The 23,156-nt window shown below is 62.5% G+C and carries 19 protein-coding genes; 12 read left to right on the plus strand and 7 right to left on the minus strand.

The genetic code is table 11. The features are described 5' to 3' along the window. Window positions 1-80 precede the first annotated feature (80 nt). From NFG57_RS06895 to NFG57_RS06920, 6 genes are all read left to right on the plus strand, one after another. The gene (locus NFG57_RS06895; protein ID WP_045993316.1) at window positions 81-1,145 is read left to right on the plus strand and encodes a tartrate dehydrogenase; all 1,065 of its coding nucleotides are present in this window, start codon (window positions 81-83) and stop codon (window positions 1,143-1,145) included. A gap of 188 nt (window positions 1,146-1,333) precedes the next feature. Further along, the gene (locus tag NFG57_RS06900) at window positions 1,334-2,311 is read left to right on the plus strand and encodes a TAXI family TRAP transporter solute-binding subunit (protein WP_045993315.1); all 978 of its coding nucleotides are present in this window, start codon (window positions 1,334-1,336) and stop codon (window positions 2,309-2,311) included. 229 nt (window positions 2,312-2,540) lie between these two features. After that, window positions 2,541-4,595, plus strand: a complete 2,055-nt coding sequence (locus NFG57_RS06905) for a TRAP transporter fused permease subunit (protein WP_261395561.1) — start codon at window positions 2,541-2,543, stop codon at window positions 4,593-4,595. 277 nt (window positions 4,596-4,872) lie between these two features. Then, on the plus strand, window positions 4,873-5,436 hold the full coding sequence (locus NFG57_RS06910; protein ID WP_348815763.1) for an RNA polymerase sigma factor: 564 nt from the start codon (window positions 4,873-4,875) through the stop codon (window positions 5,434-5,436). A 206-nt stretch (window positions 5,437-5,642) separates the two neighbouring features. Further along, entirely contained in the window at window positions 5,643-7,592 is a 1,950-nt protein-coding gene (locus tag NFG57_RS06915) for a VWA domain-containing protein (protein WP_348815764.1), read from the plus strand. Between the two features lie 53 nt (window positions 7,593-7,645). After that, complete coding sequence (locus tag NFG57_RS06920) at window positions 7,646-8,680, plus strand: CHAD domain-containing protein (protein WP_348815765.1); 1,035 nt, start codon at window positions 7,646-7,648, stop codon at window positions 8,678-8,680. Window positions 8,681-8,742: 62 nt separating this feature from the next. Here NFG57_RS06920 and NFG57_RS06925 read toward each other — a convergent pair whose 3' ends face one another. The 5 genes from NFG57_RS06925 to NFG57_RS06945 form a co-directional block, all read right to left on the minus strand. Continuing rightward, window positions 8,743-9,477, minus strand: coding sequence for a ParA family protein (locus NFG57_RS06925; RefSeq protein ID WP_124804312.1), 735 nt, complete (start codon window positions 9,475-9,477; stop codon window positions 8,743-8,745). Between the two features lie 235 nt (window positions 9,478-9,712). Continuing rightward, on the minus strand, window positions 9,713-10,012 hold the full coding sequence (locus tag NFG57_RS06930; protein ID WP_045993311.1) for a YqjK-like family protein: 300 nt from the start codon (window positions 10,010-10,012) through the stop codon (window positions 9,713-9,715). A 38-nt stretch (window positions 10,013-10,050) separates the two neighbouring features. Further along, a complete protein-coding gene (locus NFG57_RS06935) occupies window positions 10,051-10,467 on the minus strand; it encodes a phage holin family protein (protein ID WP_045993310.1) in 417 nt (138 codons plus the stop codon). Further along, window positions 10,467-10,856, minus strand: a complete 390-nt coding sequence (locus NFG57_RS06940) for a YqjD family protein (RefSeq protein ID WP_045993309.1) — start codon at window positions 10,854-10,856, stop codon at window positions 10,467-10,469. Before NFG57_RS06940 ends, NFG57_RS06935 begins: the two co-directional genes overlap by 1 nt. Before the next feature lie 136 nt (window positions 10,857-10,992). After that, window positions 10,993-12,117, minus strand: a complete 1,125-nt coding sequence (locus NFG57_RS06945) for a phospholipase A (RefSeq protein ID WP_348815766.1) — start codon at window positions 12,115-12,117, stop codon at window positions 10,993-10,995. Window positions 12,118-12,268: 151 nt separating this feature from the next. On the opposite strand from NFG57_RS06945, the gene mscK reads away from it, so the two are divergent. Next, entirely contained in the window at window positions 12,269-15,703 is a 3,435-nt protein-coding gene (mscK, locus tag NFG57_RS06950; RefSeq protein ID WP_045993307.1) for a mechanosensitive channel MscK, read from the plus strand. A gap of 129 nt (window positions 15,704-15,832) precedes the next feature. Here the strand turns inward: mscK and NFG57_RS06955 are convergent, their stop codons facing one another. Continuing rightward, window positions 15,833-16,591 carry a TlyA family RNA methyltransferase gene (locus NFG57_RS06955; RefSeq protein WP_348815767.1) on the minus strand — a complete coding sequence of 253 codons (759 nt, stop codon included), beginning with the start codon at window positions 16,589-16,591 and terminating at the stop codon, window positions 15,833-15,835. 1,010 nt (window positions 16,592-17,601) lie between these two features. Between NFG57_RS06955 and NFG57_RS06960 the strand changes: the two genes are divergently transcribed. The 5 genes from NFG57_RS06960 to NFG57_RS06980 all read left to right on the plus strand — a co-directional run bounded on the left by NFG57_RS06960 (window position 17,602) and on the right by NFG57_RS06980 (window position 20,742). Continuing rightward, complete coding sequence (locus NFG57_RS06960; protein WP_348815768.1) at window positions 17,602-18,057, plus strand: hypothetical protein; 456 nt, start codon at window positions 17,602-17,604, stop codon at window positions 18,055-18,057. Window positions 18,058-18,146: 89 nt separating this feature from the next. Further along, window positions 18,147-18,494, plus strand: a complete 348-nt coding sequence (locus tag NFG57_RS06965; RefSeq protein WP_261395562.1) for a GFA family protein — start codon at window positions 18,147-18,149, stop codon at window positions 18,492-18,494. 165 nt (window positions 18,495-18,659) lie between these two features. Then, window positions 18,660-19,070, plus strand: a complete 411-nt coding sequence (locus NFG57_RS06970) for a VOC family protein (RefSeq protein WP_348815770.1) — start codon at window positions 18,660-18,662, stop codon at window positions 19,068-19,070. A gap of 641 nt (window positions 19,071-19,711) precedes the next feature. Beyond that, window positions 19,712-20,095: a VOC family protein gene (locus tag NFG57_RS06975; protein WP_315900852.1), complete on the plus strand. Its 384-nt coding sequence runs from the start codon at window positions 19,712-19,714 to the stop codon at window positions 20,093-20,095. An 83-nt stretch (window positions 20,096-20,178) separates the two neighbouring features. Then, window positions 20,179-20,742: a GNAT family N-acetyltransferase gene (locus NFG57_RS06980; RefSeq protein ID WP_348815771.1), complete on the plus strand. Its 564-nt coding sequence runs from the start codon at window positions 20,179-20,181 to the stop codon at window positions 20,740-20,742. A 253-nt stretch (window positions 20,743-20,995) separates the two neighbouring features. Here NFG57_RS06980 and NFG57_RS06985 read toward each other — a convergent pair whose 3' ends face one another. Continuing rightward, a complete protein-coding gene (locus NFG57_RS06985; RefSeq protein ID WP_348815772.1) occupies window positions 20,996-23,017 on the minus strand; it encodes a hypothetical protein in 2,022 nt (673 codons plus the stop codon). Window positions 23,018-23,156: the final 139 nt, after the last annotated feature.

Consider the following 23,156-nt stretch of genomic DNA (forward strand, 5'->3'; position numbering starts at 1 on the left):
CGCCAATTGTCCCTGTCACCTAGCCTTCGTGAACCCGGCAAGACCTCCGGTTTACAGAATCTTCAGTGAGGTGACAGCAGATGAGAACGCATAAGGTGGCGGTGATTCCCGGTGACGGTATCGGCCTTGAGGTCATCGAGGCAGGCAAGCAGGTCATCGAGGCGCTGGCCAAGAAGAGCGGCGACTTCAACTTCGAATTCGAGGACTTCGACTGGAGCTCGAAGCGCTATCTGGAACAGGGCGAGTACATCCCCGAGGGTGGCCTTGCGAAGCTCGCGAAGTTCGACGCCATCTACTTTGGCGCCGTGGGCAGCCAGGACGTGCCCGACCACGTGTCGCTGTGGGATCTGCGCCTGGCCATCTGCCAGGGCTTCGATCAGTACGCCAATGTGCGCCCCGCTCGGGTGCTGCCGGGTGTGAAGAGTCGTCTCGAGGGCGCCGACAAGATCGACTGGGTGATCATCCGCGAGAACAGCGAGGGTGAGTACTCCGGCAACGGCGGGCGCGTGCACCAGGGGCTGCCCGACGAGATCGGCACCGAGCTTTCCATCTTCTCGCGCAAGGGCATCGAGCGGATCCATCGCTTTGCCTTCGAGATGGCCCAGAGCCGCCCGCGCAAGAAGCTGACCCTGGTGACCAAGTCCAATGCCCAGCGTCACGGCATGGTGCTGTGGGACGAGGTGTTCTTCGAGGTGGCCAAGGACTTCCCCGAGGTCGAGATCGATCGTGAGCTGGTCGATGCGGTGACCACCCGCATGGTGCTCAAGCCCGAGACCCTGGATGTGGTGGTCGCCACCAACCTGCACGCCGACATCCTCTCGGATCTTGCGGCAGCGCTTTCCGGCAGCCTGGGTATTGCGCCTACCGCCAACCTCAACCCCGAGCGCAGCTTCCCCTCCATGTTCGAGCCGATCCATGGCTCTGCCTTCGATATCGCGGGCCAGGGGATCGCCAATCCGGTGGGCTCGTTCTGGACCGCGGCGATGATGCTCGAATACCTCGGCGAGAACACCGCCGCCGAGCGCCTGATGGCAGCCATCGAGCGCCTGACCGAGTCCGGCATGCAGACCAAGGACCTGGGCGGCGACGCCATGACCCGCGACGTGACGGCGGCCATCTGCGCCGACATCGAGGCCCAGGGCTGAGTCTGAGATCCCCGTCGTTTCCTGCCCCCTGCGGGCAGGAGGCGATGACCTTGTCCCCGTCGGATGGCATCGATGCCGAAACACCGACGCGGGATTCGGGGAGGCTCGGCTTTCGAGCAGAGACTCCCCGCTCCACGAGCCCATCGAGAGGCTTGGCAGTAACAATCACAACGCCAAGGAGCAACGCCATGAAATCCCAAACCCTTCTTTTCAGTGCAGTGATCGCCGCGGTGGCGGCGAGTCCGAGCATGGCCGCCGACGACCAGAGTGACTGGCCCCAGAGTGTCACCATCGGCACCGGTAGCCAGGGCGCTACCTACTACATCTACGGCAGCGGCTGGGGCAACCTGGTCGGTGAGCGCACCGGCATCTCGTTCGGCGCCGAGGTCACCGGTGGCCCGGTACAGAACGTCACCATGGTGCAGATGGGCGAGCACGAGTTCGGCATGGTCACCATGGGACCGGCCTACCAGGCCTGGCAGGGCAACAGCAAGCTGGCTCCGGGGGTCGAGCACACCGACGTGCGCGCGGTCTTCCCGATGTACCAGACGGCGCTGCAGGTGATCGCGCTCGAGGACTCGGGCATCGACTCCATCGATGACCTCGACGGCAAGACCGTCGGTATCGGGCCGGCCGGTGGTACCGGCGATCTGTATTTCCCGCAGATCTTCGACAAGCTCGGGATCGAGGCAGATACCCGCAACGGCGGCGCTGCCGACCAGGCCGGTCAGGTCCAGGATGGCCTGCTCGATGCGTTCGCCTTCGCCTCGGGGATTCCGGTATCGGCGTTCAGTCAGCTGGAAGCCCAGGCCGACGTCAACATCTTCTCGTTCTCGCCGGAGGAGAGTGAGCAGTTCCTTGAGGACTTCCCGGCACTCAGCGCCTCGTCGATCCCGGCCAGCGCCTATCAGTCGCTGGACGAGCCGACACCGGCGGTGTCGATCTGGAACTTCGCCATCACCCACAAGGACATGCCGGAGGGGCTGGTCTACGAGGTGACCAAGGCCGTGATGGAAGAGCATGAGCGCATGCTCAAGGTCCATGGCTCGGCGAAGGAAACGCTGCCGGAAAACTTCTCCCAGAACAGCTTCATGCCTTGGCATCCGGGCGCCGTGCGCTGGTTCGAGGAGAACGGCTACGACATTCCGGACGATCTGGAAGGCTGAAGTGCTATGGCGCCGGCCGTCTGAGACGGTCGGCCCTTGAAGCTCGTGAGCCGGGGTCCGCCAGGGCCTCGGCCCTCGTGACCTGAGGTACAGCGAGATGACAACGACAAGACAACCGGAGCCCGCCGACGAGGTGGCTCCGCTTCAGACGGTGGTGGCGGATGGCGCCGACGAGCTGCCCCGTGCCCACAACGAGCGCGTCCTCGGCGGGCTGGTCGGCAGGACAGTGATGCTCGGCTGCGTGCTGTTTACCGCGATGCACCTCTACGCGCTGAATATCGCGCCGATCGAGACCTGGACCTTTCGCATTCTGCACATCGCCGGTGGACTGATGGTCGGCTTTGCCATCACCGCAGCGATGTCGGTGGACCCTGAAGGCGGGGCCGGCAAGGGCTCAAGGCCAGCAGGACTCGAACGTCTCGCTGCGCTGATCACGGCACTCGCCAGTGGCTACGCGGGTGCCTGCGCGCTGGCCCTGTGGGGGCTGAGTGAAGGCCCTGGTGTGGCGGTGACCAACTGGCTGCCGCTGCATCTGGCGGTGGCGCTGGCGATCGCCAGCGTGGCGGGGGTGGTATCGAGCTGGTGCTTTCCCAGTCGTGGTGATCGCATTCACTGGCCGGATCTGGCGCTGATGGTATCGGCGCTGGTGGTGGCGGCCTTTCTGATCTTCGTACTGGGACGCTGGCGCATGGCGGCGGGCACTCCGCTGGTGGGCACGCCTGAACTGCTGGTCTCGGCCAGTGGGGTGCTGTTGATCATGGAGCTGACCCGGCGTATCGCCGGTCTGGCGCTGATCGCCATCACCAGTGTCTTCCTGCTCTACGCCTTTGCCGGGCCCTACCTGCCGGGCATCCTCGAACATGACGGCTACACGGCCAAGCGCTTCTTCACCTACCTGTACACCGACAGCGGGGTGCTGGGGCCGACCACCGCGGTGTCGTCCACCTACATCATCCTGTTCATCACCTTCGCCGCCTTTCTGCAGGCCTCCAAGGTCGGGGACTACTTCGTCAACTTCGCCTTCGCCGTGGCCGGGCGTTCGCGCGGTGGCCCGGCCAAGGTGGCGGTGTTCGCCTCGGGGCTGATGGGCATGATCAACGGCACCTCGGCGGGCAATGTGGTGGCCACAGGCTCGCTGACCATCCCGTTGATGAAGCGGGTGGGCTACCATCCGCTCAGCGCGGGCGGCATCGAAGCGGCAGCTTCCACCGGTGGCCAGATCGTGCCGCCGATCATGGGCGCCGGCGCCTTTATCATGGCCGAGATCACCGGCATCCCCTATACCGAGATCGCCTTCGCCGCGCTGATACCGGCGGCGCTGTACTTCCTCGCCATCTATCTGATGGTGGACCTGGAAGCCCGCCGCGACGGCATGCAGGGTCTGCCCAAGGACCAGTTGCCGCTGGTCACCGAGATGCTCAAGCGGGTCTATCTGTTCCTGCCGATCATCATCCTGATCACCACCCTGTTCATGGGCTATTCGGTGATCCGTGCCGGCACCCTGGCGATGGCCAGCGCCGCCGTGGTGTCCTGGCTGACGCCGCACTGGATGGGGCCCAAGGCCTTGCTGCGGGCGCTGGAACTGGGGGCCCGAATGTCGGTGCCCTTGATCGCAGTGTGCGCCTGTGCCGGCATCATCGTCGGCGTGATCTCGCTGACCGGCGTCGGTGCGCGCTTTGCCTCCATGCTGCTGGGGCTGGCCGACACCAGCCACTTCCTGGCGCTGTTCTTCGCCATGTGCATCTCGATTCTGCTTGGCATGGGCATGCCGACCACGGCGGCCTACGCGGTGGCGGCGTCGGTGGTGGCGCCGGGGCTTCAGCAGATCGGTATCTCGCCGCTGGTGTCACACTTCTTCGTGTTCTACTACGCGGTTCTGTCCGCGATCACGCCACCAGTGGCGCTGGCCGGCTACGCGGCGGCGGCGATCTCCAACACCAATGCGCTGAAGACCGCGGCCACTTCGTTCAAGTTCGGCCTGGCGGCGTTCATCGTGCCCTTCATGTTCTTCTACAGCCCCGAGCTTCTGATGCAGGGGGCCTGGTGGGCGATCCTGAGGGTGGCGATCACCGCCGGTATCGGCATCTATCTGCTGGCGGCGGCGCTTCAGGGCTATTTCCTGGCGGCTCCGGCGAATCTGCTCCAGCGTGTGGTGCTTGGGGCAGCCGCCCTGGCGATGATCTCCGGTGGCCTCGTCACCGACTTGATCGGCCTGGGACTGGGCGCGGCGATCTGGGGCGTGCAACGCTGGCGCCACAAGAGCGCCGGTACGCTGCCCTCCTGAGGAGCGCAAGGCAGCAAAGCCAGGACGCCGCGGTACCTGGCGTCCTGGACCTGAGCGCAAGCCCAGGTGGTAAATCGCGGGGGAGGCGGCCTACGGGCCGCCTCTTTTTGTGCTACTACCGTTTGCAGACGTGGAGGCTTCCTGTTCAAGCGATCCCTGTCCGCCACTTTTTTTCTCAGCCGCCCAAGGAATCGGCTACCAGCGACGTCTTTACATGTAGATGCCCCCCTGTGGGCTGATGTGTATTTCCGAGAGCCCGACCGCGAGGAGCGGCCACTTGTCGATTCAAGAGCCCGAAACCCGGGCGCCAACGGATGTAGAACTGGTGAAGGGCGCCGCCGGAGGCGAGCGTGAGGCCTTTGCGTGCCTGCTGTCTCGCCACTACGACCGGCTGTTTGCGCTGGCCTGGCGGCTGACCGGCAGCCGCGCCGAGGCCGAGGATCTGACCCAGGACATCTGTCTTGCGTTGCCCGACAAGCTAATCCGCTTCGATGGGCGCGCCGCCTTTACCACCTGGCTCTATCGGGTCGCGGTCAACGCCGCCCACGATCGTCGCCGGCAGCAAGCCACGCGGCGCAAGGCTGCCGAGGGCTGGGAGGCCTGGGAGCGTGGCCGACACCAGCGCAATCGACAGCGCGACGATGAACAGCGCTGGCTCGCCAGGGCGATGGCGACGCTATCGACTGACCTGCGTGACACCGTGGCGCTGTCCCTGGGCGAAGGCATGACCCAGGCGCAGGTGGCCGAGGTGCTGGAGGTTTCAGAAGGTACCGTGGCCTGGCGCATGAGCGAGGTGAAACGACAATTGAGCGCGCTGGCCCAGGCGGAGGAGGAAAGATGAGTGATGAGCTGAAGCGCCTCGAACGGGCCTTGTCATCGGCACCCGTGCCGGAGGCGGAGGTGAAGTCCGGGCATCTAAAGGCGGCGCTTGACCGGTTCGATCAACGTCAGGCCGCCGACCAAGAGTCCAACGCCGAGCCACGTCTCTCGGGGGAAGGTCGCGATGACATCAGGTCGCGGCCGCGTTCACCCCGGAGGGATGCCAGCATGAACCGATCGCTTAGCCACAGCCCGTCACACCGTCGCCCATTGCATCGTCGCCCATTGCATCGTCGACCATCAGTGGCTGCGGCCGCCTCGCTGGCGGCGCTGTCACTGGGGCTTTACCTGCTGTGGCCCCAGGGCCAGGACTTCGACGCCATGACAGGGCCCGAGCCGAGCCAGGATGCCGAGATGGCCGTCTCGCCACCTCGAACAGCCAGCAAGCCCGAGTCTGCCCCTGAGTCGACCGAGGGCGAACGTCTGGCGATTGTGGCGAGCAAGACAGGACCGGTGGCAGACCAGATGGCCGGTGACATGCCCCTTGATACGGCCGTCGTGACGGCTGTCGAGACGGAAAGCAAGTCTGCGGGGCAGGTCACTCAGTTGGCCGAGGCACCGAGGCTCTCTGTGTCGCGATCTCCCGCGCTCTCTTCTTCACCATCGACGTCGCTCTCTCCTTCGACATCGATGGAGATGCGCGGCCTGATGCCGAGTCAGGAGGTCGCACGGATAGCGCCCTTGCCGAGCCCGGGACCTTCGGTCCAGATGCCCACCGCCTCCTCGGAAGCCTATCCCGAGTTCGACGCCTCGAGTGTCAGGGTGACCGCCGAGACGCCGGTGTCGACCTTCTCGGTGGACGTGGACACGGCAAGCTACGCGGTGGTGCGTTCTTCGCTGATGCAGGGACAGTTGCCGCCGCCCCAGGCGGTGCGTATCGAGGAGATGATCAACTACTTCGGCTACGACTACCCCCAGCCGGACGCCGAGGCGTTTCGCCCTATGGTCGATGTCTTTGCCTCGCCGTGGAATCCCGAGCGTCAGCTGGTGCGGGTGGCGCTGCAGGGCAGGGCGGCCACGCCTGGGCCCCGCTCGCCGGTCAACCTGGTGCTGCTGATCGACACCTCCGGCTCGATGCGCTCGCCAGACAAGCTGCCCTTGCTCAAGCGCTCCATGTCGCTGTTGCTGGGTGAGCTGAATGACGACGACGAGGTCGCCATCGTCACCTACGCCGGCAGCGCCGGGGTGGCACTGGCACCGACTGCGGCATCGAACACAGAGGAGATCATGCAAGCGCTCGAGAGCCTGGCGCCCAGCGGTGGTACCGCCGGCGAAGCCGGCCTGAGCCAGGCCTATCGGCTGGCGGGGCAGATGAACGGCGAGGACGAGGCGACCCGGGTGCTGCTGGCCACCGACGGCGATTTCAATCTGGGGCTGAGTGATCCCGAGGCGCTAGAGCGCTTTATCGCCGACCGGCGTGAGGGCGGAGTGTATCTGTCGGTGCTGGGCTTTGGCCGAGGTAATCTCGACGACGCCGTGATGCAGTCGCTGGCCCAGCATGGCAACGGCCAGGCCGCCTATATCGACAGCCTGGCCGAGGCGCAGAAGGTGCTGGTGGACCAACTGGCGGCGTCGCTCGAGCCCATCGCCAACGACGTCAAGGTGCAGGTCGAATTCAATCCGGCGCGGGTGCAGGAGTATCGCTTGATCGGCTACGAGACCCGAGCGCTCAGGCGGGAGGACTTCCGCAACGACCGTGTCGATGCCGGCGATATCGGCGCGGGTCATCAGGTGACGGCGCTCTACGAGATTGCCCCGGTGGGCTCGAGCGCTGCCCTGACCCGGCCATCCCGCTATCAGCAGGGACAGCAAGTGACGGGGGGCCAGCATGACGAGCTGGGGCATGTGGCGCTGCGCTACAAGGTGCCGGGGGAGTCGCAAAGCCGCCTGATCGAAACGCCGATCTCGCCAGGCCTGACGACAGCCGACAGCGAGGCGTCCTTCGCCGCCGCCATCGCCGGCTTCGGCCAGCTGCTGGGTGACGATCGCTACCTGGGCGACTGGGGGTGGGATGAGGCTATCGCGCTGGCAGAGGCCAGCAAGGGCAAGGACCGCTACGGCTATCGCGCCGAGGCGGTACGCCTGATGCGCCTGGCCGGCGGACTGTCGGATCGCTGAGTTTCTGCGCTACGCTTGAATGCATCATCTATTTCTTGTTCAGGAGAGAGTGTATGGCCAAGGCGCTGGGACAACGGCGGCTGGGGACGGTGCTTGAAGCCGTCATCCTTGAGATGCTCGATGAGGCTCGTCAGGCCTATCCGCGCATCCAGGACCCCGAGGACAGCGAAGGGCTGCACGATTTTCGGGTGGCCTTGAGGCGCCTGCGCAGCACCATCAAGGAGTTTGGCGATCAGCCGGGGTTTGCGATCGACAAGGCGCTGTTGCGCCAGTTGACGGCGCTGGCGCGAGCCACCAACGACGCTCGTGACGGTGAGGTGATGCTGGCCTGGCTCGATAGTGTGGCCGAGACGACGGGAGCGCCGGAGCGTGGCGCCATCGGCTGGTGGCGGGAGCGCCTGGCGGCGCAGGTGGAACAGGCGTACGCCTCCATCGACGCCAGTGTGGCGGGGTTTCCGCTGCTCGACACCCGCCTGCGCGAGGCTGCCGGCAAGGCCGCTCTCAAGGACAAGGGCAAAGACAAGGACAGCAAGAAGAAGGACAAGAACAAGGACAAGAAAAAAGGCAGCAACAAGGCCGGCAAGGAGCCTCGGTTTGGTGACGCCTCGGCCCAGGTGCTGGCCCGGCTTGGTGAGGGCTGGCTTGAGGAGCTCGCAGCGGTAAAAGGGCGCGAGGAAGAAGAGACGCTGCACCGGCCGCGTATTACCGGCAAGCGGCTGCGCTACCTGCTGCGTCCCTGGCGGGAGCAGGGCGAGGTCTTCGCCGAGCTCGAGGAAGAGCTGAAGACCTTTCAGGATGCCTTTGGCGATCTCCACGACGACCTGGTGAGGGGCGACGTGCTGACCACGGCGGCGCTCTTGCATACCGAGGAAGAAACCCTGGATCGCCTGGAGGCAGCGCTCGAGCAGGCCTCACCCAGGGCCACCGCGCCTCGCCATCTACGCGGCTTCATGCTGCTGCACGCGCACCACGAGGCGCAGACAGAGCAGAACCTCAAGCGGGTGCAGGCGCTATGTCGCAAGCCGCGCCTGGAGCGTCTCGAGGCCAGGATCAATGAGGCCGTGACACTGATGAAGGCTCCGCAATAGCGCTGAAAAAGACCCAGGGCGGCCCTGAGGGCGCGCCCGAGAACAAGCCTCGGGCCGTTCAATCAGGCCAGGCGCTGTTCGATCTCCTTCCACAGGCTGGCGTAGGCGCGACACGCTGGGGTATAGGGGGCGAAGTGGCGTACTGGGGCGCGCTCCAACCCCATGCGCTCCACCGCACTTGCCGCCGGGATGACGCTGGACAGCCGTAGCGGCCAGCGCTTGCCGAAGCTTTCCATCACCTCGCGATGCATGGTGCGGCGACGATCGGCCAGGGTGATGAAGGGCCACAGCGGGCAGACCAGGTCCTGGTCGTCGAGGAAGGTCTCGAGTTGCTCCAGGGTGCGTAGCGAAAGGGTGGAAGGCACCACCGGCACCAGCAGGGCGTCGACGCTGGTGAACATGTTCTCGGACATGTGGGACAGCGTCGGTGGGCAGTCCAGGATGACCAGATCGTACTCGTCGCGTACCTTGCCGAGGATCTGACGCAGATGACTGGAGCCATGATGCTCGAGCAGCTGGTCCATCTCGCGGGAGTCCAGCGAGGCCGGCAGCACATCGAGGCCATCCACGTTGGTCGAGCGGATGACCTTGTTGAAGGCCGCCTTGCCTTTCACCAGCTTCTCGACGCCACCGCGGATCTTGGGCTTGATCTTCAGATAGAACGTCGTTGCCGCCTGGGGATCCAGGTCCCACAGCAGCACCCTGTGGCCACAGGCGGCGGCTTCGCAGGCTAGATTGACCGCCGACGCCGTCTTGCCCACGCCCCCCTTGATGCTGTAAAGCGACAACATCCGCATCGCAATTCGCCCCGTGAATTTGATGAACTAGAACAACGACTTTAGCACAGCTTTGTGCAGTGAATTGCGTTGTTCACCAGGGGATATTGACGTTGTTTTGTATACGGTCTTGGTAGTCGCTGCAACAACAACCTTTCTTGATTGAAGTTCTGGGCGCTGAAGGTTGGGGTGCTGAAGGTCTGGGCGCAGAGGGGCTGGGTGCTGTAGAGCTGGACAGTGGGGTGGCGGTGTCCTGTCAGCGCTTGACCAGGCGCCTGACGCGCTGGATGGCGAGACCGGTCACCACCAGCTTGCGACCCCAGCGAGCCAGTCGGCCGGGGTGGCGCAGCACGGGAATCAGCGCCGTGCCGGCGGCAAGCAGGGCCGGCGTGCGATAGCGACTGAGGGCCTGCCAGCCGGCGTCGATGCGCTCTCCGGCAAGATGGAAACGGCGCGAGGCCAGCAGGATGTCCAGCCGCTGCTGTTCGATGGTGGCCTCGAGTTCGGCCTTGCGCTCGGCGCGAGAGGGGCTCGCACGGCGGTCATCGCGGCTCATGGCATTGCTCCCTGACGTGTCGGCAGAAAGATGGCGGCTCATCGACGATGTGGCTCATCGACGTCCGGCCGCATCGATTCTTCGGCAAGCTCTCGATCCAGGGCCAGGTGCTTCAAGGTGCTGACCAGCAGCGTGCGACGGCGTGCCAGGCGCATCGCCGCCAGGGCCAGCCCGACGCCTCCTGCCAGAAGCACCGCCGCGCATACGGCGATGGCGGTAAGCCGGAAGGAGTTCCAGAACAGCACCACGACGAAGGCCGTCAGGGTGGCGATGCCGAGCATCAACAGCACCATGCTCAGCCCCAGCAACAGGGCCAGGGTTACCAGTCGAGCGCGTTCTTCCTCGAGTTCCAGAACGGCGAGACGCAGGCGCGTCTCGCCGGTGGCGATCAGGGTCGAGAGGACCCGCTTGCCCGCCCCGAATAGCCGTTGTGCCGGTCCTTGGCTGTCTGCCATCAGCGCCGCCCGATCAGCATACCGACGATGCAGCCGACGGCAGCACCGATGCCGATGCTCTTCCAGGGGTTGTCGTGGACGTAGCGATCACAGGCATCGACCTGGTCGGTGACGCTGTCGCGGGTCTGACGATAGACGCGCTCTCCAGTGGCTTCGAGGCGAGCACGGGTATCCTTCAGTCGCGCCTCTGCCTTGCTGCGCCATTCCTTGACGGTCTCGCTGGAGTCGTCGGCGGTGGCGCTCAGCAGGTCTTCGAGGGTGCTCGACAGCTGCTTGAGGTCGTCCCTGAGCTGCTCGGTGGAGGCGCTGGAGCTGCTGGTGTCCGCGTCGCTTGCAGCGCTCTTGGCGTTGGACTTGCTGGCGGTGGTGCTGGAGCTTCGTGTAGCCATCGTGTCTTCCTTTGACGCAGGTGGATTAATTGTACCAAGGATGAATCTTTACCCGTTCATGCTCGCATCAGAATAGCAGTCACGGCAATGGCCGGCGGCCGACCGTGCAAAGAAGCACAATTGGCCGCCGCCGGCATCACGGATTGAAGCCGCCCGCCGAGAACAGCGGGTTCATGCTGAAGCCGATACCCAGGCGATTGACGCGCTCGTCGTAGTCGATAAGGCTCTCGCCGTAGCCATAGTAGTACTGCACGTGGCCACGCACCTTGCCGAACAGCGGCCAGGAGTAGTCGAGTTGGGTGCCGTAGTTGCCTTCGTCGGGGTTGCCGCGCATCAGCAGGCTGGCTTCGTGGGTGTCGAACATCTGCCGGGCCACGGTGACGTCGGCATAACCCACGTAGTCCTCGATGTCGGGGTTGTCGTCATCACTATCGTCTTCCGGGATGCGCCAGAACGGCGAGACTGCCAGCGCCCACTCGTCGTTGATCCAGGAAGTGGTGCCGATGACCCGGTTCCAGCTGCGAGACAGCGGGTCCGAGCGGCCATTGGACTGGTGATTGAGCGAGATGCGGTTGTTGACGTTGGTCCAGCCCCACAGGGTGGTGTCGTTCTGGAAGTCGATGAAGAACTCAGGCTCGTAGTTGGTCTCGCGAAATGGCGAGGACTCGTCGCTGTTGTAGGCCTGCCACCAGCTCTTCTGGGTGTAGGCGAAGTAGAGGTCGGCGTTGTCGAACAGCACGTCCTCGGCGATGTTGAACTTGGCACTGAACTGAAACTTGAGTTCGGTGTTGTCCATGTCAGCATCGTCTTCACCGGCACGAAAGGCGCCGGAATTCGGGTTGGTGTTGTAGCTGATCGGCAGGATGTAGTTGCGCCGGTGGGTGGTGATCGAGAACGGGTTGCTCTCGGACTCCTGCTCCAGCTGACGACGCTCCTCGACGGTCTCCTCGATGGGCTTGCCCGAGGCACGTGCAACGATCTCCTCGGAGGCGGGCAGACCGGTGGTGTCGGGGGCTTCGGTGTTGACCGTCGATGAAGTGCCGGCGCTACTGACGGCCACGGCCTGTGCACCCTCGCGCTGGGCCTCGTCATCGTCGAGTTCATTTTCCAGCTTGGCGAGCTCAGCCTTCAGGGCCTCGATACGCGCCTCCTTGGCCGCGCGCTCGGCGTCGGTCAGGCCGCCGTCGGCGACGGCCTGTCCACTGATGGCAAGCGCCAGCAGGGAAGGGAACAGGGAGGAACGGACGGCGGGGCGGGTCATAGGGTGAATCCATTCGACAGGTGGAGGCGTTGTTCTACCATGGCGGCGCAGCGAGTCAACTTCGTGGAAGAATCTTGCACTGGATTGCCATACTGACACACTGGGTTGAGAATCTCGCCTCCTCCACGCTGCGACAGGAAGTTCTCTTAAGATGCCCAGCTCGCCTTCTTCGCTGTTCCGAATACTCCCCCTCTTGCTGGTGTTGCTGCTGTCTCTGCTGTCGGTATCTGCGGTGGTGGCCCAGGAAGCGCCCGAGAAGAGGCTGCCGGACAAGCAAGAGCTGCAGTCGCGCCTTGACGAGCGCGTCGCCAATGCCAGCGATCCGCCAAGCGCCACGGCGCAGGAAGAGATCGATGCGCTGTCAGAGGCGATCGATGCGGTGGAGAAATTGGCCGAGGTCGAGCGTGACCTGGAGAGTCTAGAGCGGCGTATCGAGGAGGCACCCGAACGGCTGGCGGCGCTTGAGGAAGCGCTGCGCCAGAGTGAAGAAGGCGAGTCGCACAATCTGGCTGAGCTCGAGGGGCTGAAGATGCCGGCCGTCGAGCAGCGCCTGAGCGACGCCACCCGAGTGCTGCAGTCGACCCAGGATACCCTGACCAGTGTGCAGAGCCAGTTGCTGGGGGCCCAGACGCTGCCGGAGCGGGCGCAACAGGCCATCACCGAGGCCAATCGGGAGATGGATGAGGCGAGGGTCAAGCTCGAAGACCTCAATCGTCGTGACGTGCCGGAAGATGCCCCCTTGCGGGTGGCGGCGCGGGCGCGCCAGGCTCTGGCCGAGGCTCAGCTCGAGCTGCACCAGCGTCAGCTCAATACCAATACACGTATGCGTGAGGTGCTGCAGCAGCGCCTCGCGCTGTTGAAACTGGAGGCGGCAAGCGAGGAGGCCTGGGTCTCCGCGCTGCAGGGTCGGCTCGATCGACTGCGCCGCGAGCAGACCGAGCGGGCCATCGCCGAGGCGGTACGCGATGAGCCAGAGGCCATCTCACGGCATCCGGTGATTCAGGCGGCCCAGACCACCAACCGTCAGCTCTCCAAGGACTTGCTCAACGCCACCTCGCGAGCCAACGATCTGGTGCGTGACGGACTCGAAGTGCGTCGCCAGCTCGAACGGGTGCGTCGCCTGCAGCAGGGGCTGACCCAGAACATCGAGGCGGTGCGCGGCAGTGTACTGTTGTCGCGCATCCTGCGTGAGCAGCGCGGATCGCTGCCCGAAGTGCAGCCACGGCCGGGCCTGCGTGACGAGATCGCCGATGTACGCCTGGCGCAGTTCGAACTCGACAGCGAACGCGACGCCTTGCGCTCCCCGGAGGCACTGGCAAGGGAGGTGTTGGCGCAGGCCGAGGTGGATGAGCCCGAGCCCCTGGTGGAGCCGCTGGTGCAGCTGTTCAATTCTCGGCGTGAGCTGATCAGCCAGCTAGAGCCCACCTACGGTCAGATCCTCACGGCTGCCATCGATATGCAGCTCAACCAGCAGCAGTTGCTCGACATCAGTGCGCAGTTGCGCACCAGCATCGACGAACAGCTGTTCTGGGTGGCTAACGCCAGGCCCATCGATCTCGGCTGGCTGATGAAGATCCCCCAGAACCTGATGATGGAGTGGCGGGAAGGCGAGTGGCGCCAGATCCTGCCTCACAACTGGCGCTGGCCGGGGCCTGGTGCCTGGGTAGCGGTCCCGGTACTGCTGGTGGTGTTGCTGCTGCTGGCGCTCAGGCGCGCGATCATGCGTCGACTGGTCACCCTGCACGACCAGATCGGTCGACTTCGCTACGATTCTCAGCTGCATACGCCCAAGGCGGTGGCGCTGAACGCCCTGGTGGCCGCACCAGGACCGCTGTGCCTGGTGGCCTTCGGCCTGCTGTTGACCCTCGGTGGCTCCGAGGTGGCCGCGGATGTCGGCTACTCGGTACTGCAGCTTTCACTGGCCTGGGGCGTGGTCGCCTGGTCGCGTCGACTGCTGGTCAGCGACGGCGTGGCGACACGTCATTTCCACTGGCCGGTCAAGTACGTGGGCAAGCTGCGCTGGTGGCTCTTGTGGCTTGGCGTCAGCATGGCGCCGGTGCTGCTGATCGCGCCGCTTGCCAGGGACGCTGCGGTGACCTTCAACCAGCGCCCGCTGGGGCTCGGGCTGTTGCTGCTGGGGCTGATCGGCATGAGCGTGGCGCTCAGCAAGCTGATCATGGCCCACACCCCCTTCTTCGGGGTGAAGCTCTTTCGCCTGGTGCTGGGGCTGGCGCTGGCGATGGTGCCGGTGGTGCTGGGTGGCGCCGTGCTTTATGGCTACGTCTACTCGGCGTTGAGCCTGGTCAGCCGCTTCGTGATCTCGTTGTACCTGCTGGGCGTGTGGATCCTGGTCGAGGCGGCGGTGGTCCGCGGACTGGCGGTGGCGGCCCGGCGTCTGGCCTATCGTCGTGCGCTGGCTCGCCGGCGAGCCCTGGCCCAGGACGACAACGACCGTGGCCTCGATATCGTCGAAGAGCCGCCGCTGGACATGGAGCAGGTCAACCAGCAGTCGCTGAGGCTGTCCAAGCTGCTGCTGACCATCGGCTTCGCCGCCTTGCTGTATCTGGTCTGGACCGATTTCCTCGGGGTCATCGGCTACCTCGACAACGTCACCCTGGTGGAAGGCGCCACCGGAGAGGGTGGCGAGGCGCTGGAGGACAACCTGAGTGTCGGCGACGTGCTGGTGGCCTTGTTCATCGCCGGGGTGACCATGATGCTGGCGCGCAACCTGCCGGGTCTGCTCGAGGTGATGGTGCTGTCGCGCCTGGAGCTCAAGCAGGGCAGCGCCTACGCCATCAGTTCGCTGTTGTCCTACACCATCGTCGGCACCGGTACGGTGATGACCCTGGGCGCACTCGGGGTGTCATGGGCCAAGTTGCAGTGGCTGGTAGCGGCTCTTGGTGTGGGTCTCGGTTTCGGTCTTCAGGAGATCTTTGCCAACTTCATCTCGGGTCTGATCATCCTGTTCGAGCGGCCTGTACGCATCGGCGACACCATTACCCTGGGCAACCTTACCGGTACGGTGAGCCGGATTCGTATCCGCGCGACCACGGTCACCGACTTCGATCGCAAGGAGATCATCATCCCCAACAAGACCTTCGTCACCGACCAGCTGATCAACTGGTCACTGTCGGACAGTGTGACGCGGGTGACGTTGAAGTATGGGGTCAGCCACGACGCCGATCGCAGCCTGGTGCATCGCCTGCTCGAGCAGGCCGCCGAGGAGAACGAGCGGGTGCTGTCCGACCCGCCCCCCGAGATCTACTTCATGGCCTACACCGCCAGCACCATGGAGTACGAACTGCGCATCTACGTGAATGCCCTGGGGGATCGACTGCTGGCCACCGACGAGCTCAACGGCCGCATCGGCGACATGTTCTCCGAGCATGGCATCCGTATCGCCTTCGACCAGCTCGATGTACACATTCGACGCTCGGGGCAGCGCGACGTGTGGAAGGGCGTGCATCGGGTCAAGGGCGACCCTCAGGAAGGCCATCCGCCCCCCGGGGCCAAGGGTGACCCGGGTGACGTCGGTATCGGGGATGGCGGCGGCAGCGATGGGGGCGGAGACGCCGGCGGGCGCTGAGGGCGACCGACCGCGGTCGCTGGCGAAAGGCTACATGGTCTGCTGTAAGGCCTGCTGCATGGCATGTCGCACAGCCCGTTGCATGGCATGTCGCATAGCCCGTCGCATGACACGTCGCACAGCCTATCGCTAGCGCCGGCGGGCCTGTAGCAGAAACTCGCGATTGCCGTCGCCACCAAGGATCGGACTTTCCTGCCAGTGCAGGATCTCGAAGCCGACCGAGGCGCAGCAGTCGCGGATGCGCTGCTCGACCTCGGCGTAGCGGCGTGGGTCGCTGACCACGCCTCGCTGATCCACCGCACCAGGCCCCAGCTCAAACTGGGGCTTCACCAGAGACAGCAGCAGGGCGTCCCGTGCCAGCAGCGTCGCCAGCTCCGGCAGGATCAGCGTCTGCGAGATAAAGGACACGTCCATCACCGCCACCTCCGGCCGACCGATTTTCTCCATCAGCGTCGCCAGTTCGCGGCTTTCGCTAAGGTGGCGGGCGTTGAGCCCCTCCAGACAACTGACGCGGGCGTCGCCCCGCAGGCTATCGTCGAGCTGTCCGTGGCCTACCTCGATGCCGATGACGTGGCGCGCACCGCCGGCCAGGGCGCAGTCGGTAAAGCCCCCGGTGGATTGGCCCACGTCCAGCACCAGGCGGCCGTCCAGTGACAGTTCCAGCGCCGAGAGCACTGCTTCCAGCTTGAGTCCGGCGCGGGAAATGTAACGCTCCTCCGGGTCCTCGGCGACCACCAGAGCGAGGTCGTCGGGGCACTTCTCCCCGGGGCGTGTCAAAACCTTGCCGTCATCCTGGCGGGATACGCGGCCGTGGCGGATCAACCGCTGGGCGCGGGTGCGAGAGCGAACCAGGCCCTGGCTGACGAGGAGTTGGTCGAGACGTGGCATGGGGTGTTCCTGTGGCGCCTTGGTCGGGCCGTCTGGAGTTCAAGCAGAAAATGCCGGCGCATTATGCCACGGCGAGGCCCCTGTGGGGGCGCACACCAGCCTCCACCGCTTTGAGCCGGCTATCACCACCCTTCATCACATCCCGTCAGTTACTACTCGCTAACCTGTCGTTTGCCGATGGTAAGCGCTCGTCCCCTTTCAACATCGCCTGGGCTCTCACACCGTAGGGAGACTATCCAGTTTTAGCGCCACCTTCCGGTCGAAATGGCCAGGATCGCAGGCTATGCTAAAAACCAACAAGCTTACTTAGGATTGCACAAGGCGTCAGGTTCTGTGCGGAGTTGCGACAAGTGGCGGCGTGACAAGCAGTACGGCGAGGGAATGCTGATCGAACGACGGAATCAGGTGACAAGCCAAAGCCACAACCTTGGCTGCTAATACGTCATGTCACACCACGCGCAGCACCCAGTCCCAGCCTACCCAACTTGTAATATTTCCCCGCCAGAGAGCGATGACGTCGCCACCGTGATGTTCAGGGAAGGGACTTGCACGGGTGGCATGTCCTCCCGGTAGGGTGCTCGAACGGTTCTTTTCACTGTGCCCCATCGCCAGCTCTGCGCCACCTGATTAACAATGACTGATTGCCCGTTGGAGGGACGTCAACAAGGGCCTCCTGATGGTGCTGCAGCGCTCGTTCTAATATGGATTTATATACAGTATATCTGGCTGCACACCGAGGGCTGGCAGAGAATGCTGAAAGTGGGTGCTCACTTAATGCGCATAGTCTCAAGGTTTTGGTTGGAAAAACAAAAGGATAGAAAAAAGCCTCGAAGCAATATGCGGCACGGTTATCGGAAAAAATGAGCATGCACGTTTTCAGATTTCGCGAATTGACGGAGAAGTGAAACCACCCGTGGGATTTCAAGTAGATAATCGGGGGACTTTGCGGAACTAGTCGCGGAAAATTTGAGCACCCCTACGATTAAAAATGTTAGAGTTTCAGGAAAGGTATGAGCATTCCCACTGATTTAGAGATTCTAAATACAGTTTATCGTTTATATTATTCAAGCTATATTTCTTTCGAAAGTGGTGACGAGGCTCGTGGTTCGAAAATCTATGTGCCGGTGGATTGTAGGAAGATTGCTAACGAACTTAGAGTAGATGCCGATATCGTTTTTGGTCGGTTGTACTACCATCTAGATAAAAAGTACGGTTATAAGCGAGAAGATGGGAGCAGCGTTCATCTTTTCGCTATTAAGGTCGGGAAAGATGCGAACTGTGTTAACTTCCCACTTATGAGTTCAGTATTGGCCGGACTTCGCCAGGAGCGGGGTAGATTTTGGATCGGGACTGTCATTGCCATACTTGCTTTGATCGTTTCATCCGTATCTTTAACCGTTTCAATCACACAGATGGAAAACTCTAACAAGTCAATGCAGACGACCGCTGAAGCGGCGTCTGATTGAGGCGTTAGGCCGCACGGATGCGTACTGCTCACTGGAGGCAATGAATGGCCACATACAACGGTGGTTGCCTATGTGGTGCCGTTCGAATTATGGCATCAGGCCAGCCTTATCGCGTCGGCCTGTGCCATTGTCTTGACTGCCGCAAGCACCATGGTGCCCTCTTTCACGCTTCCGCCGTTTTTCCCAGAGACGCAGTCATGATCGATGGCGAGACCAGAAACTATGAGGAGCGTCATTTCTGCCCACAATGCGGCTCATCGGTCTATTCGTGCAGCGCAGATGAAATCGAGGTCAATCTAGGTTCGCTGGACTTTCCTGATCAACTAACCCCGACCTACGAACTCTGGACGAGCCGTCGAGAGTCTTGGTTGCCGGCGTTTCCATCTGTCCGGCGCTACACCCAAGATCGTGACCCCACGAGCCGTGTTGAAGAATAGGCCGCCGATGAATCGTCGCGCTTCTTTTCACAATCATCAAAGGTTGAGCCGGTGCGGCCTAACCAGTTGCTGCAGGGGACGTTTGACCCGACACCCGCTTGCTATCGCAAAGCGCAAATGCCCCTGAGTTCAGGTGTTAGGCTCCATGAGCCACGGAGGAATTGAGTGGAAATCAAGTGTATTGCAGGCTTTGCATCAATTACCAAAGACCCTGCGGCAAGTACGTCCTTGTATGAGGATGCGCTAGGTCTGCCGCTAGAAAAGATGGACGATTATCGTTTCATGGATAAATTCCCAGGAGCGAATCATTTCGGGGTATGGCCCCTCGCTATGGCGGCCCAATCTTGTTTTGGGCAGGAGGAATGGCCTGACCATGTTCTTGAGCCGACAGCTACAATTGAATTTGAGTTGGCGGACGCAGCTGCAGTGGAAGCGGCAGTGAAAGAATTGAAGGAAAGGGGGCAGGAGTTCGTTCATGAATCCCGGACTGAACCTTGGGGGCAGACAGTTGCAAGGTTTATGAGCCCCGAGGGAGTGTTGGTAGGTCTGAGTTATGCGCCATGGCTTCATGAATAAGAGCCTAACCATAGCATCAACGCGGACTGGTTTTTCCGGTGACGCTGAAAAGCCAACCGGTTACGCTGGGCGTTATGCAGAAGGAGAGTGACAATGCAGTGTCCAAAGTGTGGATCTTTAAAGATTGACAAGCGGAATTATGGAAAGCGAGCCGGCGCTACCATCGGGGGGATGGGTGGAGCAGCGGGTGGGGCGGCAACGGCGGTTGCTGGCGCTGCTGCGGGAGGAAAAGCAGGTGCGGCAGTTGGCGTGATTGCTGGCCCTCTTGGTGCGGCAGCGGGAGCCTCGATTGGAACAGTGGCGGGAGCTATCGCGGGTGCCTTGGCAGGAGGTACAGTAGGTGCCACGGCTGGAGCGATGACGGGTAGGGCAGTAGACGAGAATATTCTTGATAATTTTAAGTGTTTGATCTGCGAGCACGCATTTAATGAGGCTTAGTTGCGGTGTGACAAGTGGCTGAAGCCGCAAGAAGGTTGAACACTTCCCATTCCTTCCATGTTGTGGTCGATATGTCGGTTATCTTTTCGATATGGAGTAAACTCGCCTAACCACCGCGTGAACGCGGGCAAGCTTTGTCGCTGCGCTCCATATTTCGCCGGTACGCTAAACGTCAAGCAGTAGGGGGAATTGTGTACGCGAATGTGTCCCGTTACGGAATTATCCTGAACTCCGAAAACTATTCGGATTGCGTTGCTTTTTATCGCGACCTATTTGGTCTTCCTCTACTGTTCGAAAAAAATGAGGATGACTTTAAACTATCCTGTTTCGAGTATGGAAGCGGATACCTGATGGTTGAACAGGGGGGCAAGGCGAAGAAGGGAATCAAGTCGCCAAAAGAGTGCAGTTTCAAGTTGCGGTTCAACGTTGATGACCTGGAAGATGCGCTGAGGGAAATTAGGTCATGGGGCATCGAAGCTTCTATTACCGAGAGTGCATGGGGAAGAACCATCAATATCAGTGATCCTGATGGCAACCGAGTTGGAGTTCGGGATGAGTCCGGCTTTGTGCAACAGATCACTGCATAACGAATCGCATCAGTACGGGGCCGTTGGCTGCCACTGAAGTGGCGTCGCTGTGCTCAGCGTTATACGCAAAAGTGGAGGGGTGAATGTCGAAAGAGTTATTTTTTCCAGTTGTGGAAACTGAACGATTGGTACTTAGGCCTATAGTGATTGAGGACGCGGAAAGCCTGCTGGGAATTTTCTCTGATCCTGAGGTTATGCGGTATTGGAATACTGCGCCTTGGGAAACCCTTCAGGACGCCATTGACTTCATTAATGCGAGTAATGATGCGATGCGACGTCAAACATCGCTCGTACTTGGCGTATATCTGAAGTCTACGGGTGATCTGGCTGGTAAATGTATGTTGTTCAGCTATGACAAGGAATCCAGGCGTGCCGAGATCGGATTTGGGTTGGGTCGTTCTGCTTGGGGAAAGGGTTACATTGGTGAGGCTGGCGAGGCATTAATTCAGTATGGTTTCAATTCATTGGGGCTACGGCGAATTGAGGCAGAAATCGATCCGGACAACCAGGCTTCTGCAAACGCGCTTGAGAGACTCGGGTTTTCCCGAGAAGGCTTGTTGAGGCAGCGTTGGGAAGTCAACGGCATTGTCTCTGACTCGGCGATGTATGGTCGACTGGCAAGCGACCCTTCAGCAATGGCTAGCTGAGAATTGCACGTGGCAAGCGCATGATGGCGACGTTAATGAGGTAGAAGACCTCGAATCCAGACATTCATGCACCGGCAGGCCCGGCAAGCCGAGTCGGGTGGCGGCGAGGGTAGCAGGTCCTCTGACACCGTGTGTTCGGTGTCTGTTGTGTCTGGACGACGTCTCAAAAAGGTTTACACAGGTAGAGGGAAGGGCACTGGCCCGGATTTGGCGGAAGGAAGCACTCTTCCGGCAAGTCCGGGCCAGTGGCGTTTTAGACGCCCTCGTCGGCCTGTAGGCCACCTGCCGGGATGCGGTCGGCGCCCCAGCTTTCCTGAATCATGGCGACGACGCGGTCGAGTTCCTGCTGGTCGACCTGGGCCAGTTCGCCGTGCTCCAGCGGGTCGTAGTGGTAGATGTACAGACGCGAGGCGAACTGCTCGAAGGGCAGAGAGGCCTCGCCAAAGCGCTCTCCGTGGCTGGAGGTGCTGACCTTCACGCCCATGCCCCAGTCCTGGCCGCTATCGTTGTTGGGGTTGAAGAAGTAGATGCGCATCTGTCCCGACGGATCCAGCGAGGCCCGCAACACGGTGATGGCATGCCAGCCGATGAAGCGCCCGGCGCTGTCGGTGACGGCGATGCCGGCGGGCTGGGGGTGAATCAGCGGCTGGTTACCGTTGTAGTAGGGGTGGTAGCTCGCATAGAAATGGCGTAGGAAGGTGTCCAGGTCGGTGAGCTGGCCGGTGGCCACGTCGACATTGATACGAAACCCGCGTCCTGCCCACCAGCCATGGAATTCCGGGTTGACCCAGCGGTGGGGGTCTCCCTCACGGCCCAGGCAGCGACGCCCCATCTCGGCGTAGATACGGTCCAGATGCGGCACGACCAGCAGCGACACTGGATCAAGGTCCAGCGGCAGGGTCTGTGCGACGCCGGAGAGGCTCTCCTGAGACGAGATCGGCTGGCCTTCGAAGTGCATCAGGATCTCATCGTCGCGGGCGGCCCAGGCTACCATCTGCAGCAGATAGTCCGGGTCGTTGTAGGCCCACATGGACAGCGCCCGCGCCGACTGGCAGGTCGGGTTGTTGCCCTGGCCGACCCCCAATGGAAGGCCCAGCATGCACAGCACACCTTCCATCAGGCGGGCCCGATAGGACACGCCATCACCGAAGGCGGCGTGGAGTCGCGCCTCGGACCAGTCGGATAGCTTGAGGCCAAGCTGCCGCCACAGTGCCGGCGCCACCGGTGGCTGGTAAAGGATGCCACGTTCCAGGGTCAGTGCCAGCCCATAGACGGCCTGTGCGGTCTCTGGATAGATGGCGGTGCGCACCATGGTGTGGACCAGATCGCAGTAGCACAGCAGGCAATCGCGGCCGGTGGACGAAAGCCCCAGCGCCTCGGACAGCAGGTTGTCACCAAAGTCGAGCAGGTGGCGCAGCAGCACCGGGTGATAGGGCGACACCAGGCCGGTGTCGTGCATCGCTCTGGCAAAACCGCTGGCTTCGTACTGCAGGCCTCTCGCGTCCATGCTGGCTAGCCGTGCGCGGTAGACCTCGATGCCCGGGTCCTCACGGCAGCCCTGGGTCGGGCCAAACAGCGAGCTGACCAGGCGGTCCGCGCCCTGGCCGCTGGCGCCCAGGTCGATCTCGGGGTTGGCCTGACACAGGGCGATCTGGGTGATCATCTGCTTGACCGGATCGACCTGGATCGGGCGCTGCTGCAGGATCCGCCAGATCTCGCTGATCAGCTCGTCGATGACGTGTTCGTAGCCGATGCGCTCGGCCAGGTACTGAAACAGCTGGCGGGGAATCTCGGCCAGACGGCCCTGGGTCTCACGCTCTGCCTCCGACGGGGCGGAAAACAGCAGCGGCAGATTGATCGCCATGACCTGGGTGAGGTAGTGGTGGGCCCCCTCATCGGAAATGAGGTGGTGGCGATAGCGTCCCTTGGCGACTGCCAGCATGCGCAACTCGCTCAAGGCCTCGATAACCACCAGCGAACTATCGGCGCTCTTGAGCGACTGGGTGGTCAGGGAGGGGATCAGAATATGCGGACTGGCCCAGTCCGATCCCAGAAACAGGCCTGCCTGTTCGAGGGTTTCGGCGCGCTGCTCGATTTCCGCGCAGCCTCCTGGCTGCATCAGCACACGGCGGCAGGTATCGATGACCCGAGGCAGCTTGGCCGGTTTGGCGAACTCCCGGGACTCGCCAAGGCTGGCGATCGCGTCGTCCAGCTTGGTCAGCAGGCCCCGAAGCTTGTCGTTATCCGCGGGGGATGGAGTGTCTGGGTTGGTCACACCGGCTCCTTGTCGTCCTGAAGTTGGCTCCCGGAGGAGTTCCGGCAGCAGTCCCTACATCAGGGGGTCGAGTCGTGTCACGTCGAGCGGACGACGCCAGTATACGCATGCTCGGGCGGCGGCGTCGCCAATCCGGCGG

The organism is Halomonas sp. H10-59, from assembly GCF_040070555.1.
GTDB lineage: Bacteria > Pseudomonadota > Gammaproteobacteria > Pseudomonadales > Halomonadaceae > Halomonas > Halomonas litopenaei.

Bases quoted from the DNA above. Each gene is read 5' to 3' on its own strand.
- NFG57_RS06930 (WP_045993311.1), bottom strand. From the start codon at position 10,012: ATGAGCCGCGATGACCGCCGTGCGAGCCCCTCTCGCGCCGAGCGCAAG.
- NFG57_RS06920 (WP_348815765.1), top strand. From the start codon at position 7,646: ATGGCCAAGGCGCTGGGACAACGGCGGCTGGGGACGGTGCTTGAAGCC.
- NFG57_RS06945 (WP_348815766.1), bottom strand. From the start codon at position 12,117: ATGACCCGCCCCGCCGTCCGTTCCTCCCTGTTCCCTTCCCTGCTGGCG.
- NFG57_RS06935 (WP_045993310.1), bottom strand. From the start codon at position 10,467: ATGGCAGACAGCCAAGGACCGGCACAACGGCTATTCGGGGCGGGCAAG.
- NFG57_RS06925 (WP_124804312.1), bottom strand. From the start codon at position 9,477: ATGCGGATGTTGTCGCTTTACAGCATCAAGGGGGGCGTGGGCAAGACG.
- NFG57_RS06965 (WP_261395562.1), top strand. From the start codon at position 18,147: ATGGCATCAGGCCAGCCTTATCGCGTCGGCCTGTGCCATTGTCTTGAC.
- NFG57_RS06900 (WP_045993315.1), top strand. From the start codon at position 1,334: ATGAAATCCCAAACCCTTCTTTTCAGTGCAGTGATCGCCGCGGTGGCG.
- NFG57_RS06895 (WP_045993316.1), top strand. From the start codon at position 81: ATGAGAACGCATAAGGTGGCGGTGATTCCCGGTGACGGTATCGGCCTT.
- NFG57_RS06960 (WP_348815768.1), top strand. From the start codon at position 17,602: ATGAGCATTCCCACTGATTTAGAGATTCTAAATACAGTTTATCGTTTA.
- NFG57_RS06905 (WP_261395561.1), top strand. From the start codon at position 2,541: ATGCTCGGCTGCGTGCTGTTTACCGCGATGCACCTCTACGCGCTGAAT.
- NFG57_RS06980 (WP_348815771.1), top strand. From the start codon at position 20,179: ATGTCGAAAGAGTTATTTTTTCCAGTTGTGGAAACTGAACGATTGGTA.
- NFG57_RS06940 (WP_045993309.1), bottom strand. From the start codon at position 10,856: ATGGCTACACGAAGCTCCAGCACCACCGCCAGCAAGTCCAACGCCAAG.
- mscK (WP_045993307.1), top strand. From the start codon at position 12,269: ATGCCCAGCTCGCCTTCTTCGCTGTTCCGAATACTCCCCCTCTTGCTG.
- NFG57_RS06915 (WP_348815764.1), top strand. From the start codon at position 5,643: ATGAACCGATCGCTTAGCCACAGCCCGTCACACCGTCGCCCATTGCAT.
- NFG57_RS06955 (WP_348815767.1), bottom strand. From the start codon at position 16,591: ATGCCACGTCTCGACCAACTCCTCGTCAGCCAGGGCCTGGTTCGCTCT.